Below are 14,884 nucleotides of genomic sequence, written 5' to 3'. Positions count from 1 at the left end.
TGTTATTTACGTAAGGCAAGGCTCCAATATAGCTATCATCCTGTCAACATCCTCTTTGGTGATGACAAGCGGCGGAATAAATCTTATTACATTTGTTCCTGCATTTATCAGGATAAGCCCATTCTCAAGTGCCTTATTTATCGTATCCGATACCGGATGATCAAATTCAAGTCCCTGAAGGAGTCCACTGCCTCTTCTGTCGACAATAAAGTCATAACGATCCTTCAATTCATCCAGCTTTTCCTCAAGATATGAGGAAACCTCTTTCACGTTATCTATTATATGGTTAGACTCAAATAAATCAAGGACTTTATCTATTGCTGCACAGGCAAGAGGATTGCCGCCGTATGTAGTTCCGTGATCGCCTGCAACGAGTGAACTTTCCGCAACTTTTTCAGTCATCAAAAATGCACCCACAGGCACTCCGCATCCAAGAGCTTTGGCACTTGTCATAACATCAGGTTTTACTCCGAACTTCTGCCATGCATACATATAGCCTGTTCGTCCCATTCCGCACTGGATTTCATCGAGAATAAGAATAATATCATTTTCATCACAGATTTTTCTTACTCCCTTTATAAACTCTTCTGTGGCCGGATAAATTCCGCCTTCGCCCTGAACTGTCTCCATGATGATCGCACAGGTCTTCTTATTTACAAGGCGCTTTACGCTTTCAAGGTCGTTATACTGTGCAAATCTGATACTTCCGATCAGCGGCTCAAAAGCTTCTCTGTAATGGGCATTACCTGTTACCGACAAAGCTCCGAAGGTTCTTCCATGGAATGAATGCTCCATGGCTATGATTTCATGGTCGGTATGTCCGTCTCTTAAAAATGCATATTTTCTTGCAGTCTTAAGAGCGCCCTCAACCGCCTCAGCACCGCTGTTTGTAAAAAATATCCTGTCCATTTTGGATACTTTTTTCAGCTTTTTGGCAGCCTCGATAGCAGGAACATTGTAGTAGTAATTGGAAGTATGAATAATCTTATCAATCTGATTTTTTAAGGCATCATTGTATTCCTTATTACCATACCCCAGGGCAAATACTCCTATGCCGGAGACAAAATCAAGATATTCTTTTCCATCAAGGTCATATAAAGTAACTCCATTTCCTTTATCAAGTACGATCTGGAATCTGTTATATGTGTGAAGCAGTACTTTTTCGGCTTCATCAATGTATTCTTTCATATTTTCACTCATACCGGTATCTCCCTATTTTTCATATGAACTTTTTTGTTGAATAGAAATTTCGGAGAAATTTCCTATTCAATAAAAAATCAGTCCGCATTTTCATCCTGATCACTCATGAACATGGTTCCAACACCCTTATTGGTGAAGAACTCCAGAAGCAGACAATGAGGAATTCTTCCATCAAGAATATGCACTCTGTTAACACCGCCTCTGACAGCATCAGTACAATTTGACAGCTTTGGAAGCATGCCTCCTCCGATGTTTCCGCTTGCTATGAGCGCATCAGCCTCAGAGCATGTAAGTCTTGATATAAAAGACTCGGGATCATTTATATCCCTGTACACGCCTTCAATATCTGTAAGGAAAACAAGCTTATCGGCATGAAGTGCCTTGGCTATAGCACAGGCCGCATCGTCAGCATTGATATTGTAAGTCTCAAAATTTTCATCCATTCCCACAGGAGCAACGATAGGAAGATAATCATTATCCAGAAGGTCATACAAAACCTGAGGATCTACCTGACATACTTCACCTACATATCCTATGTCTTTTCCATCTGAGAGCTTCTTTTTTGCTTTTAAAAGGCCCGAGTCCTTGCCGCTTATACCGACTGCTTTCACACCGATTTCCTGAACCATCCTCACAAGGCACTTATTTACTCTTGAAAGGACCATCTCAGCAATTTCCATGGTCTCGCTGTCGGTTACTCTAAGCCCGTTTACAAACTCAGCTTCCTTTCCGACTTTTCCGACCCACTTGCTGATAGCTTTGCCGCCTCCGTGAACAATTATGGGCTTGAAGCCTACTAGTTTAAGAAGTGTAACATCCTTTATTACATTCTTCTGAAACTCCTCGCTCTCCATCGCACTTCCGCCGTATTTTACAACGATCACTTTGCGGTTAAACTTCTGAATATAGGGCAGGGCTTCTATCAAGACCTCTGCTTTTTTCATGACTTCCTGCATATATTTATCCATATCATCCTCCAAAGTAAATGTCAGCTTCTGTAGTCGGCATTAATCTTTACATAATCGTACGTGAGATCGCATCCCCAGGCTGTTGCTTCCTCTGTTCCTGCATTCATATTTACATTTGCGATAACCTCTTTTTCAGAAAGTATCGCTGTTGCGTAGTCTTCATCAAATTCGAGCGGATCTCCGTTTTTATAAAGGAGTACACTTCCCTTACTGCTTTCAATGCTAAGTTCTATCTTATTCGGATCAAAATCTGCTCCGCTGTATCCAAGTGCGCACAGTATTCTTCCGAAGTTGGCATCATGTCCGTAGATCATGGCTTTTGTAAGCGAAGAGCAGATAACTGATTTTGCAAGTGTCCTGGCATCTTCCTTGGTCTGTGCGTTGTATACATGCGCTGTAAAAAGTGCTGTTGCGCCTTCACCATCTCCTGCAAGCTTCTTTGCCATCTCCCTGCAAATGGTAAAGAGTGCATCTTCAAAGCACTTGTAATCATCATCTTCAGTTATTATTTCTTTATTACCGGCTTCGCCGTTTGCAATTATCATTAGTGAATCGTTGGTGGACATATCACCATCTACAGAAATCATGTTGAAAGTATCAACAACTACTTTTTTCAGAGCTTTCCTTAACAGATCATGAGAAATAGCCACATCTGTCGTAATAAAGGACAGCATGGTGCACATATTGGGATGGATCATTCCGGATCCCTTTGCAAGAGCTCCCATCGTGCAGGTAGTACCGGAAATATCAAACTGAACAGCCATTTCTTTTGAATGTGTATCGGTTGTCATAATTGCCTTTGCAGCACCCGCTCCGGCTTCGATCGTATCATCGAGCTCAGTAACCATCTTGTCTATTCCCTTGCGGATAGAATCCATATTCATCTGCATACCGATAACGCCTGTTGAAGCAACAAGCACGGACTTCTCGGGTATATCGAGCAGGCTTGCTACATATCCGGCTGTCTTTTTGCAGATATCTTCACCCTCTTTTCCCGTACATGCATTAGCTATTCCGGAGTTACCCACAATAGCATGGACAGCATCGATATCATCAACTATCGCCTTGTCCCACATAACAGGCGCAGCTTTAACTACATTACTTGTGAACACACCGGCAGACGTGCAGGGTGAATCACTGTAAATAAGTAGCATATCCTTTCTGTCTTTGTATTTTATTCCGGCAGCGGTACTTGCTGCCTTGAAGCCTTTTGCTGCGGTTACCCCGCCATCTATTACTTTCATTTCTCTCTCCTTACGCCTTTACAAACTCGGTCAGATTATTATCATTGAGTGCAAGATCATAATAGTTCATATCATCTCTAAGGTTCCATCCCATGCGCTGCCAGAAAGCATTTCCGACTTTGTTGGTCACAAAAGCATTAAGACAGACCTTGCAGATTTTCTCTTCCTTTAGCTTTTCCTTACAAAACTCGACCATCTTTTTGCCTATGCCGTGTCTTCTGTAATCCTTACTCACACATACGTGGTAAAAGCAAGCTCTTCTTCCGTCGTGTCCGCACAATATTGCGCCGACTATCTTTCCGTCTTTTTCATATACCGCGCTTGTGGTTGGATTTCTCTTTAAGAACATCTCGATGCCTTCTCTTGAATCATCAACTGTCCTTATCCCAAATCCGTCTATCGAATTCCATAATTTGAAGACCTCATCATAGTCTTCTATTTTCATAGTCCGAACCATAATAAATCTCCTCACGGGAATACAGGCACCATGTCCAGTCCCATACTTTCTTCAAGTCCAAATAAAATGTTCATGTTCTGAACAGCCTGTCCGGCTGCTCCTTTAACCAGGTTATCAATTGCGCCCATCATAATGATCCTGCCCGTGCGCTCATCTATCTTAAACCCTATATCGACGTAATTACTCGTTTCAACCCATCTTGTCTCAGGATAAACACCATCAGGAAGAAGCCTTATGAATTTCTCATCCTTGTAATATTTTTCATACGCGCTTCTTATCTCTTCTTTGGTAGGAAGAGAACCATCTTTCTTCTTAATAAGAGTCGCATATTCCGTTGCAAGAATCCCCCTGTTCATCGGTATAAGATGAGGTGTGAAGTTTATCATAACTTCACTTCCGGCCGCGTATCCCAGCTGTTCTTCAATCTCCGGGGTGTGTCTGTGACTTGCAACTCCATAAGGCTTTACGCTCTCATTAACTTCACAGAAAAGATTTGCTACCTTCGCACCTCTTCCGGCTCCGGATGTTCCACTGAGCGCATCTACTATAAGTGTCCCGGTGTCGATCAGCTTTTCCTTAACAAGCGGATATGCCGTTAAGATTGAGCATGTGGTATAGCAGCCGGGGTTAGCTACAATTCTCGCATTCTTTATATCTTCTCTGTTTATTTCACACAGACCATAAACTGCTTCCTTAATAAACTGCGGCGATTTATGAGTGATGCCGTACCACTTTTCATATACATCTTTGTCTTTTATTCTGAAATCAGCAGACAGGTCAATTATCTTAACCTTCTTTAGAATATCCTCGTTTACGAGACCTGCGCACAATCCCTGGGGAGTTGCGGTAAATATCACATCTACCTTCTCAGAGAGTTCTTCCATATTATCATCAAGGCACTTCTCATCAACTATTTCAAAAAAGTTTCCATATATAGAAGAGAATCTCTCATCGATATAGCTGTGTGATCCGTACCATACAACCTCTGCCATCGGATGGCTATGCAAAATTCTTGCTATCTCTGCGCCGGCATAACCGGTTGAACCTATAATACCTGCCTTTATCATATTGAAACCTTCCTTAGAATAAGAATTGAATTCCCGAAATGCATCGATAGAACTTTATGCACTGCTTTATTATATCACTCCATATATAAATGTACGTAAAGACAACACATTTCAAAAGTTTTTCTATTGCATAAGCATACATACTTTTTGAATATTATGCAAGTATTTATTTATTTTTATGCATTTTATTTTGTATTTTTTAAATTTTTATGCATAAAGTACTTGTTTTATTTTTTTCATTGATGTATATTGAACTAAATCAATCAAAAATCAAAGGAGAAACATCATGGCAAAGGAAAAAGTAATTCTTGCATATTCCGGCGGACTTGATACAACTGCTATCATTCCGTGGCTTAAGGAAAATTTCGATTATGAAGTAATATGTGTTTGCATTGACTGTGGTCAGGAAGAAGAACTGGATGGTCTTGAAGAGAGAGCTACAAGCTGCGGTGCTTCAAAGCTGTATATACTTGATGTAACTGATGAATTCTGCGATGAATATATTGTTCCCTGCGTAATGGCTCACGCTGTTTACGAGAACAAATATCTTCTGGGAACATCCATGGCTCGTCCTCTTATCGCTAAGAAGCTTGTTGAGATTGCAAGAAAAGAAGGCGCTGTTGCAATCTGCCATGGTGCTACCGGAAAAGGAAACGATCAGATACGATTCGAGCTCGGAATAAAGGCTCTTGCACCTGACATCAAGATCATTGCTGCATGGAGAAGTGACAAGTGGAACATGGATTCACGTGAATCTGAAATCGAATACTGCAAGCAGCACGGGATCAATCTTCCCTTCTCTGCTGACTCAAGTTACAGTCGTGACCGTAACATCTGGCACATCTCTCACGAAGGACTTGAGCTCGAAGATCCTGCTCAGGCTCCCAATTATAAGCACTTATTAGTACTCGGTGTAACTCCTGAAGATGCTCCCGACAAGCCAACAACTGTTACTATGACTTTTGAAGGCGGCATCCCCAAGTCTGTAAACGGCAAAGAAATGAAGGTTTCAGATATTATCCGCACCCTCAACAAGCTGGGCGGTGAAAACGGAATCGGTATCGTAGATATAGTAGAAAACCGTGTTGTAGGAATGAAGTCACGTGGCGTATATGAAACTCCCGGCGGAACAATCCTCTATGAAGCTCATCAGCAGCTTGAGGAACTGATCCTTGACCGTGACACCTACACAATGAAAAAAGATATGGGCAATAAATTTGCCGACCTTGTCTACGAAGGAAAATGGTTTACACCTCTTCGTGAAGCAGAGCAGGCATTTATTGAATCCACCCAGAAATATGTAACAGGTGAAGTAACCTTCAGTCTGTACAAGGGCAACATCATTAAGGGCGGCACAAAATCTCCTTACTCACTTTATAATGAGTCAATTGCCTCCTTTAAGACCGGCGATCTCTACGATCACCACGATGCAGAAGGCTTCATCAATCTATTTGGCCTTTCCTGCAAAGTTCGTGCTATGAAAATGCAGGAAGTTAACGGTAAAAAATAATTAGAAAAGGTGCGGTATTACAGACTATATCGCACCTTTAATTATTTATTTGGACTACAACCTTTTCTCAGGTGTATCATCCTTCCGGATATTTATTAATTTATTTAAACCTGTTCTTTAGCAGCAACTATCTGCTTTACTTTCTTTATATTTCCCTTAAATGTAAGGGCAACCTTAACTGTCATGCCATTATCCATCACAACTGAAGTAAAGTTTTCACTTTTTATATGCATCACATTGATGAGAGCACTCTGTGAAACGGGACAGATAGAATCGAATATCTCACATTCCTCATACAGATTAACTATATCAGATATGATCGACAGCTCTCTTCCTCCTGTGAAAAATACACTTACCTTATATGGGCCATCAGCCTTGGCACAGATAATGTCTTCTTCACGTGCATATATTGTTTCCGTCTCACCTCTAAGTTCCAATGTGGGAATAGGACTTCCAAGTCTCCTCTCACATTCAGCAAGACACTCTTCCAGATCTTTTACTCTTATTGCTTTATCGAGAAACTGAAGCTGGTCATAAAAATTTTCCTCTTTGGCCAGTTCCCTGTAGTTATACTTGGATGAGCACATTACCACATTTTTCATTCCACCTGCTTCAAACAGGATCTTGGCTACATCAAGACCATTCTTAAAATGCTCGCTCTCACTTTCTTCACCGCACATATCAATAAAAATAATGTCGTATAGCTGCGGAAAGCGAAGCAGAGCCTCTATATTCCCGTAAGAATCTATATAGAAGTGTTCCTTACCTTCCTTCTGATATCTGTCAGACTGACGTTTAAGCAGCCTCTCCATCTGCTTCCTGTCAGCAATGTTGTCATCAAAAACTGCAATATGCATTTGTAACTCCCCTAAACTTTTATCTGAACAAAATCTCAAAGGGCGCCATATAAACACAAACGCCCAGCGCAATCTGCAAAACAAGAATAACAGGCATACCTATCACAAAATACCAATGCTTGGTCTTATGTCTGAAAACATACATGCCAAGAATACTTCCAATGCTGCCTCCCAACACAGCCTGAATAAACAAAACCGATTCCGGTGTCCTATATCTGTGGGTTTTAGCCTTTCTCTTATCCCATCCCATTGACAGAAAGCTAATTAAATTAATAATGATAAAATAACAAATAATCAACTCCAGTGAATTCATAAGGTATATTCTAACCAAAAAGAAAAGCCTTGGCAATAATGCCAAAGCTTAAAAATCTTAATTAACAAGTCACTACTATTCCACCATCTCCGGCATAGGTAGTTGAAACTCCTGCTCCGTCAACTATTAAGGTGTCCTTAAAATTCACTTTTGACAGGATCATATCCTTTACCACCTCTGCTCTCTCGTAGCAGTTTATGTGGGTTATCATCATGGTCTTACTTTCCGGCTCAACAACTCTCTGAGCAACCAGATCAGCCATCTTAATAAGCGCCTTCCTCATCCCTATTCCCTGTCCCCACTGAGCTATTGTACCCTCTATGGCATAACAGACAGGTTTGATATTAAGTGTGGTGGCTACAATAGCCTTCATTCCGGTAAGACGTCCGTTTTTCCTTAGTGTATCAAGGGAATCCAGAACAAAATATGTATCCATTCCATCGCGATACTTTTCAACCTTCTCAACTACTTCCTCGAAGGGCAGCCCTGCTTCTGCATACTCAAGTATCTTAAAAGCAACATTGGTCTGACCGCAACATGCTGAAAGAGAATCAAAAACATGAATGTTCTTTTCTCCGACTTCTTCATGATAAATATCTTTTGCGATAAGTGCACTATTATAGCTTCCACTTAGTTTAGATGAAAGAGTAACTACATATACATCATCTGCATCTGTAGTATATGCCTTTTTATATCTGTCAGGAGAAGGACATGCAGACTTTGCAACAGTTTCACATTCTGCAACCTTCTGTATATAATCAAGCTGATCAAAAGTCTCATCATCAAGAATATTAAGATCACCTACCTGAAGCACAAGAGGCACAATCTCAAATCTCTTATCATTGTGGTACTCTTTTGGTAAATCAGTGCAACTATCTACAACAATTTTAAAACTCATATTTTATCCAATCCCCGCCAGTCTATTTTCATATCTTTATCTGTCACAAGATATTGTATCGTGGCAGCTATTAACGTAGTTTTTCGTACTACATATTCTAGCATTAATTATAACCTTAAGTAAACACAGTAAACACATTTAAGCCACGTTATTTCACTAAATCCGTAAGTGTTACAGGATACTTCTCTATGCCTTGGCATTTCTGATATAATGAGAATATATTTCTTCAGAAAAGGTCAGATACATTTATGAAATCACTTCAGATACAAAACACCAGATTATTTATGTCAAAACTCCTCGCATCAGACAGCTTCGATAATTTTCTAATGGAAAGCACGGAGTTAAAAACAGGGATCAACTACACTGTCGACGGGCATGTAAACAAAGATTTTTACAGTGAAGATGAAGGCGATACTCTTCCGGAACATGACCTCATAAGCTGGGGTGAGATCAGAGGAACGATTTATAATCTGATAAAAGGAAAGAGGACTCCTCTTGCCTTTAAGTTTATCCTCTGCACTTCCAGTGACTACAAGGATGATCTATTAAAAAATGCCGGTGAAGGTGGTCTCGAAAATATAGTGTCATCGCTTGTTTTAATGATAAAGTTTGCAAGCGGCAGCATAACCCTCACAACAGGAGCTGCATTATCTGGTTTTACTCTAGACAAATCCTACGAAAAAATATGGGATGACCATATCGAAGCCCTTCTTGATGGCCTGGGAATCTCATTTGAAGAACAGTGACAGGAAAAATGAAAAATATGCAGACCCATCAGTCTGCATATTTTTTAAGTATAGTCATTAATGAATTGTATTTAACTTCTATTGTTTTAAACAGTTCTTCACTGCCCTCAAGGGATCCGGCTCTTAGTATCTCTGTAAGCTCCATCACCTCTTTTTTCATGGCATCAAGTGACAGATTACTTGTTACTCCCTTTAAAGTATGACATGCCTTAAAAGCCTCTTCAGCATTTTTATCATTAAGATATTTCGATAAATCCGCAAAGCTGGTGTCAGTTAAAAACTTGAACATAAATCTGGTCATTAGAGCTTCATTACCAAGAAAGCGATCTGATAATTCATCCCAGGTCACGCCCCATTCAATAAGCTCCTGCTTCATTCGTTCATCCATATAATGCCCCCTCTATTTCACCAACGATAAGTAAACAGCTGCCATTTATATTTTTGGATCAATCATTTACAGAAGATAGTTTTTCTGCCTGACTTGCAGTAGTAAGAGCATCTATCAGTTCATCAAGATCTCCGTCAAGGATAGAATCGATCTTATACAAAGTTAGTCCAATCCTGTGATCTGTTACCCTGCCCTGATGGTAGTTATAGGTTCTGATCTTCTCTGATCTGTCTCCGGTACCTACCTGACTTTTTCTAAGAGATGCCTCAGCATCGTGAGCTTTCTGCATTTCCAGATCATACAGTTTTGCTCTTAGTACCTTCAAAGCTTTTGCCTTATTTTTTATCTGGCTCTTTTCATCCTGACAGGAAATAACGATTCCTGTAGGAATATGGGTAAGTCTGACCGCTGAATCTGTGGTATTTACACACTGACCACCATTACCGGATGCTCTGAAAACATCGAATTTGCAGTCATTCATATCGATATCAACTTCCACTTCCGATGCTTCCGGCATGATAGCAACCGTGACCGTCGACGTATGAATTCTTCCGCCTGACTCAGTAGCAGGAATTCGCTGAACCCTGTGCACTCCGCTCTCAAATTTAAGTTTTGAATAAGCGCCTGTGCCCGAGATCATAAAACTCACCGATTTCATTCCGCCGATCCCGGTATCTTCCACACTCAGGGTCTCTACCTTAAAGCCATGTCTGTCCGCATATCTTACATAGAGTCTGTACATATCAGCCGCAAAAAGAGCAGCCTCATCTCCGCCTGCACCGGCTCTTATTTCTACAATAACATTCTTGTCATCATTTGGGTCCTTGGGGATCATCAGGATCTTTAATTCTTTTTCAATTTCAGGAAGTCTGTCCTTTGCATCAGAAAGTTCTTCCTTCAGCATCTCCTTCATATCCTCATCGGATTCGGATGATAGCATCTCTTCGCTATCTGAGATCGTCTTTTTGCAATCTTTGTATTCTTTATATTTTTCAACTATGGGAAGAAGATCACTCTGCTCTTTCATGAGCGCCCTGAAACGATTCTGATCGTTTGCTACGTCAGGCTCTCCGAGTTCCATAGTTATATCTTCGTATCTTCTTACCAAATCTTCTAATCTGTCAAACATCAAACTACTACCTTTTTAATAATAACAGCCCAAAACAACTCTGTCATTTCCGCCGAGGTCTTTTATAATCTGTACATCCTTATAGCCATTATCTTCCATAAGTTTTCTTACATCTTCGCCCTGATCATATCCTATTTCCAGAAACAGATAACCGCTTTTATATAAGTAGTCGCGAGCCCCCGGCACTATTTTTTTGTAAAACACAAGGCCGTCCTCACTTCCATCGAGTGCAATATACGGCTCATATTTCTTAACTTCAGGTTCAAGTGTATCGATAACCGAAGTTCTGATATACGGAGGGTTTGACACTATGATATCAAACTTCTCATCCTCTTTTTCCGGAAAAATATCAGTTTTTACCGGCATAAATCTATCTGATACTCCAAGATTATCCGCATTCCTTTTGGCAACTTCAAGTGCAGCATCCGAAATATCCGTTGCCACCACATGTGTATCATTTGAATATCTAAGAAGGCTAAGGCCTATGCAGCCCGATCCGGTGCACAAATCCATTATCCTCATGCCATCATGAATATATCTGAGCGCTTCTTCAGTAAGAGTCTCAGTATCCTGATTAGGGATAAGCACGTCTCCTGTAACATAAAAATCAAGTCCCATAAACTCGCAGCTATTTGTTATATATGCCACGGGAATACGCTCTGACCTCTTATCAATGCATTCAAAATACCGCTCTTTTTTCTCATCCTCTACTTCCATGTCTCCATGTACCAGAAGAGTGTTGTGATCGGTATCGCATACAAATTCAAGAAGGAGCCTTGCATCCAGCGCAGCTTCATTTACACCTGCTGCCTTCAGTTTCTCTGCACCTTCATTGTAAATATCAAGATACTTCATTTTCCTCTTCATCCTCTATTTTATATCCAAAGGAATCATTTAAAAACTCTTTCCAGTCAAAAACTGCTTCCACCGACTTGATACCTGTTTCGATCATCTCATCATCCGGTTCTTTGGTTGTAAGTCTCTGAAGCCATAATCCCGGCGTAGAAATAATATTTACGATAATGTTATTGCTTCTGCCTGCAATACTTATAAGTTCATAAGAAATTCCGGCAATTACAGGAATGAGCAATATTCTGAGTAAAACCTTAAGCGGTACAGAATCAACTTTTATAAAGAAAAATAAAATGATACTCACAAGCATTACAAACAATATAAAGCTGCTTCCACATCTCTTATGAAGTCTTGAGCTCTCCCTGACATTCTCAACCGTAAGAGGCTTACCTCTCTCGATACAGTTTATACACTTGTGCTCTGCTCCATGATAAGCGAACAGTCTTCTGATATCCTTCATACAGGAAATAAGCAATATGTAGATAATAAATATCAAAATCCTTATGACGCCCTCAAGAACAGCCATAAGAGAATTATTCCTGATATAACTCTCAAACAGTGAACTCAAAAAATAAGGAAGCACCATGAATATACCGATGGCAAATACAAATGATATAAATGTTGTTATACCCATCAGTATCTTTTCTTTGCGCTCAGCATCAATCGGGTCCTTCTGAGAAGTTATCTCTTCCTCTCCATAGAGTGACGCAGAAAAATTAAGAGCTTTCATTCCAAGCACAAGAGAATCCCAGAACACAAAAACACCGCGAAGAAAAGGAATGTGAGTAAGTCCCATTGCCTCTCCCGCACCCTTGTAATGTTCTGTATCAACAGCAATCTCGCCGTTTTCTCTTCGAACAGCAACTGCATACAGGTCCTTATTTTTCATCATAACTCCCTCTAAAACAGCCTGTCCGCCTATTCCCGAATAATGATTTATTTTCTTTGCCATATATCAATCCCCATAATAGAATAAAAAGAAAAGGTTGAGGCCAAAAGCCTCAACCTCATTTCATTTCCAGTAATTAGTTGTTAGAAGTCATGCCATACTTGCGGTTGAACTTATCAATACGTCCGCGAGCAGATGTAGCCTTCTGTGTTCCTGTGTAGAAAGGATGGCACTTGGAGCAAATTTCCACGTGGATTTCCTTCTTTGTAGAACCTACTGTAAATGTGTTACCGCAGTTGCAAGTAACAGTTGCCTGATAGTATTCGGGCTGAATTTCCTGTCTCATCTTTTCACCTCTTTTATATCAATGATTCTTATAATATATCATTAGTTACATTACTGTCTAATCACAAACAGCTTAGTCATTATATCATACCCCAAGGGCTGATGCAAGAATGAATTACGGCTATTTGTTCGTTTTTTTATCTACGAATTTTCGTATCTTGTTTTTCAATCTCCAAAGTGCATTATCTGTGGATTTTTCATCACGTCCCAGTACTCTTGCGATTTCTGTGTAACTCATCCCGGTCATGTGGAGCTCTAATACGTTTTTCTCAAAATCGCTTAATCCGTTTTCAATGAATTCCTCTATATCCCTGGTATTTTCACGATCAATCATCATTGACTCGGGATTACTGTCATTCATGTCTTCAAGGATCTGATCAAGAGATAACTCCTTTTTTTCATCCGAGTCGCCCATCTGCGCATAGAGTGATATATAGCTGTTTAAAGGTGCATGTTTTTTCCTGTTCGAAGCCTGGATTGCAGTATATATCTGCCTTGATACGCATAGCTCCGCAAAAGTCTTAAAACTTGCGTCCCTGCCGGGGTCATAATCCCTGACAGCCTTAAACAGGCCGATCATGCCCTCCTGGATAAGATCATCCTTGTCAGCGCCGAGGATATACATCGAAGCTGCCTTAACACGTACCATATCCTTGTATTTATCAATGAGATAGTCCGTTATATCAGACTCGCCATCGCGAATCCTTGTTATCAGTTCTTCATCTGTTTCATCACTCGATATCTTTGTCATAGAAATCTCCGATTGTTATCCGCGCTGTCTGACTATCTCATAAGCAAGTACGCCTGCTGCCACGGAAGCATTGAGCGAATTGATCTGCCCTTTCATGGGAATGGAAGCGATCATATCACACTTCTGTCTTACGAGCTTGCTTACTCCGGATCCTTCATTTCCAATTACAAGTCCGATGGGACCTTTTAGGTCGAGTTTATACATACTCTCGCCGTCCATATCGGCGCAGACAAACCAGAGTCCTCTTTCCTTTAATTCATCAATTGTCCTGCCCATGTTGGTCACCTTGACAACAGGTGTATAGTTAAGAGCTCCTGCGCTTGTCTTTGCTACAGTTGCTGTAAGTCCTACCGCTCTGTTCTTGGGTATTATAACTCCGTGTGCACCTGCAATATTAGCAGTTCTGATAATAGCCCCCAGATTGTGAGGATCCTCAATATTATCAAGAAGGATGATAAACGGAGGCTCTCCCTTGGAGCTTGCAAGTTCAAAAATATCATCGATCTCTGAATAATCATAAGCTGCTGCATAAGCGATAACACCTTGGTGAGCACCTGTTTCGGATATCTGATCGAGCCTGTCTCTTGAAACAAACTTCATCATTATCCCGGCTTTTTTAGCTTCTTTTCTGATCGTAGAAACAGGTCCGTCCTGGCATCCGTCCAGAATAAAGATCTTATCTATTGATCTTCCGCTTCTTATAGCTTCTATTACAGCATTTCTTCCTTCAATTGTAAGGGCATTTTCTTTGTCCTGAAAATCTTTCATCGCTTCTCCTGCTAAATAAAATATAACTCACATTAGCTGTCGATAACCTCAATACCTTTTTTCAACAGCTCCAATAATCTGTCCACTTCTCCCGTAAGGTACAAGTACCCGCACAGAGCTTCAAGCCCTGTCGCTTTTCTGTAATCAGTCATACTCTGATTTTTGGCACTTGTGGCAGAATTGGCATTTCTTCCTCTTCTGTAAATGTCCGCTTCCTCATCTGTCAGCAAATCTTCGATGAATTCTATTATCTTTGCCTGTGAAGCAGCATTTACATATTTAATTTTCATCTTGTTGAGAGCATGTGCCGGTCTGTTACCCTTTTGAACAACTATACTCCTTATCATGATCTCATAGACGCTATCGCCTATAAAAGCCAGAGTCAGCGGACTATATCTGTTTATAGGTTCCCCGGGAATCTCAAACTTCTCTCTTATTACTTTTGCAAGGTCAACATTATTATCCATTTTATTTTGCACCAATCTGTTTAATGCATTTTACA

Annotated in this window: 18 protein-coding genes; 2 read left to right on the top strand and 16 right to left on the bottom strand. The window is 40.5% G+C overall.

The genetic code is table 11. From position 1 onward, the window contains the following. Nucleotides 1-6 precede the first annotated feature (6 nt). From T543_RS09655 to argC, 5 genes are all read right to left on the bottom strand, one after another. Nucleotides 7-1,200: an aspartate aminotransferase family protein gene (locus tag T543_RS09655; protein WP_035767862.1), complete on the bottom strand. Its 1,194-nt coding sequence runs from the start codon at nucleotides 1,198-1,200 to the stop codon at nucleotides 7-9. Between the two features lie 77 nt (nucleotides 1,201-1,277). Beyond that, the gene (argB, locus tag T543_RS09650; RefSeq protein WP_035767860.1) at nucleotides 1,278-2,168 is read right to left on the bottom strand and encodes an acetylglutamate kinase; all 891 of its coding nucleotides are present in this window, start codon (nucleotides 2,166-2,168) and stop codon (nucleotides 1,278-1,280) included. Between the two features lie 20 nt (nucleotides 2,169-2,188). Next, nucleotides 2,189-3,412 carry a bifunctional ornithine acetyltransferase/N-acetylglutamate synthase gene (gene argJ, locus T543_RS09645; RefSeq protein ID WP_035767858.1) on the bottom strand — a complete coding sequence of 408 codons (1,224 nt, stop codon included), beginning with the start codon at nucleotides 3,410-3,412 and terminating at the stop codon, nucleotides 2,189-2,191. Between the two features lie 10 nt (nucleotides 3,413-3,422). Further along, nucleotides 3,423-3,869 (bottom strand): GNAT family N-acetyltransferase, encoded by a 447-nt coding sequence (locus T543_RS09640; protein ID WP_035767856.1) that lies wholly within the window; start codon nucleotides 3,867-3,869, stop codon nucleotides 3,423-3,425. An 11-nt stretch (nucleotides 3,870-3,880) separates the two neighbouring features. Continuing rightward, nucleotides 3,881-4,936: an N-acetyl-gamma-glutamyl-phosphate reductase gene (argC, locus tag T543_RS09635; RefSeq protein WP_035767854.1), complete on the bottom strand. Its 1,056-nt coding sequence runs from the start codon at nucleotides 4,934-4,936 to the stop codon at nucleotides 3,881-3,883. Nucleotides 4,937-5,222: 286 nt separating this feature from the next. Between argC and T543_RS09630 the strand changes: the two genes are divergently transcribed. Next, nucleotides 5,223-6,446: an argininosuccinate synthase gene (locus tag T543_RS09630; RefSeq protein ID WP_035767852.1), complete on the top strand. Its 1,224-nt coding sequence runs from the start codon at nucleotides 5,223-5,225 to the stop codon at nucleotides 6,444-6,446. Nucleotides 6,447-6,550: 104 nt separating this feature from the next. On the opposite strand, the gene T543_RS09625 is transcribed toward T543_RS09630, so the two are convergent. From T543_RS09625 to T543_RS09615, 3 genes are all read right to left on the bottom strand, one after another. Next, the gene (locus T543_RS09625) at nucleotides 6,551-7,303 is read right to left on the bottom strand and encodes a hypothetical protein (protein WP_035767850.1); all 753 of its coding nucleotides are present in this window, start codon (nucleotides 7,301-7,303) and stop codon (nucleotides 6,551-6,553) included. 19 nt (nucleotides 7,304-7,322) lie between these two features. Beyond that, nucleotides 7,323-7,616 carry a DUF1294 domain-containing protein gene (locus tag T543_RS09620; RefSeq protein WP_051638672.1) on the bottom strand — a complete coding sequence of 98 codons (294 nt, stop codon included), beginning with the start codon at nucleotides 7,614-7,616 and terminating at the stop codon, nucleotides 7,323-7,325. Between the two features lie 61 nt (nucleotides 7,617-7,677). Beyond that, entirely contained in the window at nucleotides 7,678-8,514 is an 837-nt protein-coding gene (locus T543_RS09615; protein WP_035767848.1) for a DegV family protein, read from the bottom strand. A gap of 248 nt (nucleotides 8,515-8,762) precedes the next feature. Between T543_RS09615 and T543_RS09610 the strand changes: the two genes are divergently transcribed. After that, nucleotides 8,763-9,260, top strand: a complete 498-nt coding sequence (locus T543_RS09610) for a DUF5721 family protein (RefSeq protein ID WP_035767846.1) — start codon at nucleotides 8,763-8,765, stop codon at nucleotides 9,258-9,260. A gap of 28 nt (nucleotides 9,261-9,288) precedes the next feature. Here T543_RS09610 and T543_RS09605 read toward each other — a convergent pair whose 3' ends face one another. The 8 genes from T543_RS09605 to T543_RS09570 all read right to left on the bottom strand — a co-directional run bounded on the left by T543_RS09605 (nucleotide 9,289) and on the right by T543_RS09570 (nucleotide 14,849). Further along, nucleotides 9,289-9,648: an Hpt domain-containing protein gene (locus T543_RS09605; protein WP_051638671.1), complete on the bottom strand. Its 360-nt coding sequence runs from the start codon at nucleotides 9,646-9,648 to the stop codon at nucleotides 9,289-9,291. A 58-nt stretch (nucleotides 9,649-9,706) separates the two neighbouring features. Next, on the bottom strand, nucleotides 9,707-10,777 hold the full coding sequence (gene prfA, locus T543_RS09600; RefSeq protein ID WP_035767844.1) for a peptide chain release factor 1: 1,071 nt from the start codon (nucleotides 10,775-10,777) through the stop codon (nucleotides 9,707-9,709). A 15-nt stretch (nucleotides 10,778-10,792) separates the two neighbouring features. Beyond that, complete coding sequence (gene prmC / locus T543_RS09595) at nucleotides 10,793-11,632, bottom strand: peptide chain release factor N(5)-glutamine methyltransferase (protein ID WP_035767842.1); 840 nt, start codon at nucleotides 11,630-11,632, stop codon at nucleotides 10,793-10,795. After that, nucleotides 11,619-12,581: a DUF1385 domain-containing protein gene (locus tag T543_RS09590; protein WP_035767840.1), complete on the bottom strand. Its 963-nt coding sequence runs from the start codon at nucleotides 12,579-12,581 to the stop codon at nucleotides 11,619-11,621. The genes prmC and T543_RS09590 overlap by 14 nt, the downstream gene beginning before the upstream one ends. 73 nt (nucleotides 12,582-12,654) lie before the next feature. Then, nucleotides 12,655-12,864 carry a 50S ribosomal protein L31 gene (gene rpmE, locus T543_RS09585; protein WP_035767838.1) on the bottom strand — a complete coding sequence of 70 codons (210 nt, stop codon included), beginning with the start codon at nucleotides 12,862-12,864 and terminating at the stop codon, nucleotides 12,655-12,657. 120 nt (nucleotides 12,865-12,984) lie between these two features. Then, entirely contained in the window at nucleotides 12,985-13,614 is a 630-nt protein-coding gene (gene sigH, locus T543_RS09580) for an RNA polymerase sporulation sigma factor SigH (protein ID WP_035767836.1), read from the bottom strand. Nucleotides 13,615-13,629: 15 nt separating this feature from the next. After that, entirely contained in the window at nucleotides 13,630-14,382 is a 753-nt protein-coding gene (gene rlmB / locus T543_RS09575; RefSeq protein ID WP_035767834.1) for a 23S rRNA (guanosine(2251)-2'-O)-methyltransferase RlmB, read from the bottom strand. Between the two features lie 32 nt (nucleotides 14,383-14,414). Then, a complete protein-coding gene (locus T543_RS09570) occupies nucleotides 14,415-14,849 on the bottom strand; it encodes a Mini-ribonuclease 3 (protein WP_035767832.1) in 435 nt (144 codons plus the stop codon). Nucleotides 14,850-14,884: the final 35 nt, after the last annotated feature.

Origin of the sequence: Butyrivibrio sp. NC2002 (genome assembly GCF_000702265.1) — a bacterium.
In the GTDB taxonomy this organism is placed as follows: domain Bacteria; phylum Bacillota; class Clostridia; order Lachnospirales; family Lachnospiraceae; genus Butyrivibrio.
Note: the sequence above shows the minus strand (reverse complement) of the source record. Positions and strands in the feature narration are given on the sequence as shown.

What these genes read in the sequence shown, in the direction of transcription:
- T543_RS09625 (WP_035767850.1), bottom strand. Translation starts at nt 7,303, where the DNA reads ATGCATATTGCAGTTTTTGATGACAACATTGCTGACAGGAAGCAGATG.
- T543_RS09655 (WP_035767862.1), bottom strand. Translation starts at nt 1,200, where the DNA reads ATGAGTGAAAATATGAAAGAATACATTGATGAAGCCGAAAAAGTACTG.
- T543_RS09570 (WP_035767832.1), bottom strand. Translation starts at nt 14,849, where the DNA reads ATGGATAATAATGTTGACCTTGCAAAAGTAATAAGAGAGAAGTTTGAG.
- argC (WP_035767854.1), bottom strand. Translation starts at nt 4,936, where the DNA reads ATGATAAAGGCAGGTATTATAGGTTCAACCGGTTATGCCGGCGCAGAG.
- T543_RS09630 (WP_035767852.1), top strand. Translation starts at nt 5,223, where the DNA reads ATGGCAAAGGAAAAAGTAATTCTTGCATATTCCGGCGGACTTGATACA.
- T543_RS09590 (WP_035767840.1), bottom strand. Translation starts at nt 12,581, where the DNA reads ATGGCAAAGAAAATAAATCATTATTCGGGAATAGGCGGACAGGCTGTT.
- sigH (WP_035767836.1), bottom strand. Translation starts at nt 13,614, where the DNA reads ATGACAAAGATATCGAGTGATGAAACAGATGAAGAACTGATAACAAGG.
- T543_RS09620 (WP_051638672.1), bottom strand. Translation starts at nt 7,616, where the DNA reads ATGAATTCACTGGAGTTGATTATTTGTTATTTTATCATTATTAATTTA.
- T543_RS09615 (WP_035767848.1), bottom strand. Translation starts at nt 8,514, where the DNA reads ATGAGTTTTAAAATTGTTGTAGATAGTTGCACTGATTTACCAAAAGAG.
- prfA (WP_035767844.1), bottom strand. Translation starts at nt 10,777, where the DNA reads ATGTTTGACAGATTAGAAGATTTGGTAAGAAGATACGAAGATATAACT.
- T543_RS09640 (WP_035767856.1), bottom strand. Translation starts at nt 3,869, where the DNA reads ATGGTTCGGACTATGAAAATAGAAGACTATGATGAGGTCTTCAAATTA.
- argJ (WP_035767858.1), bottom strand. Translation starts at nt 3,412, where the DNA reads ATGAAAGTAATAGATGGCGGGGTAACCGCAGCAAAAGGCTTCAAGGCA.
- rlmB (WP_035767834.1), bottom strand. Translation starts at nt 14,382, where the DNA reads ATGAAAGATTTTCAGGACAAAGAAAATGCCCTTACAATTGAAGGAAGA.
- argB (WP_035767860.1), bottom strand. Translation starts at nt 2,168, where the DNA reads ATGGATAAATATATGCAGGAAGTCATGAAAAAAGCAGAGGTCTTGATA.
- T543_RS09605 (WP_051638671.1), bottom strand. Translation starts at nt 9,648, where the DNA reads ATGGATGAACGAATGAAGCAGGAGCTTATTGAATGGGGCGTGACCTGG.
- prmC (WP_035767842.1), bottom strand. Translation starts at nt 11,632, where the DNA reads ATGAAGTATCTTGATATTTACAATGAAGGTGCAGAGAAACTGAAGGCA.
- T543_RS09610 (WP_035767846.1), top strand. Translation starts at nt 8,763, where the DNA reads ATGAAATCACTTCAGATACAAAACACCAGATTATTTATGTCAAAACTC.
- rpmE (WP_035767838.1), bottom strand. Translation starts at nt 12,864, where the DNA reads ATGAGACAGGAAATTCAGCCCGAATACTATCAGGCAACTGTTACTTGC.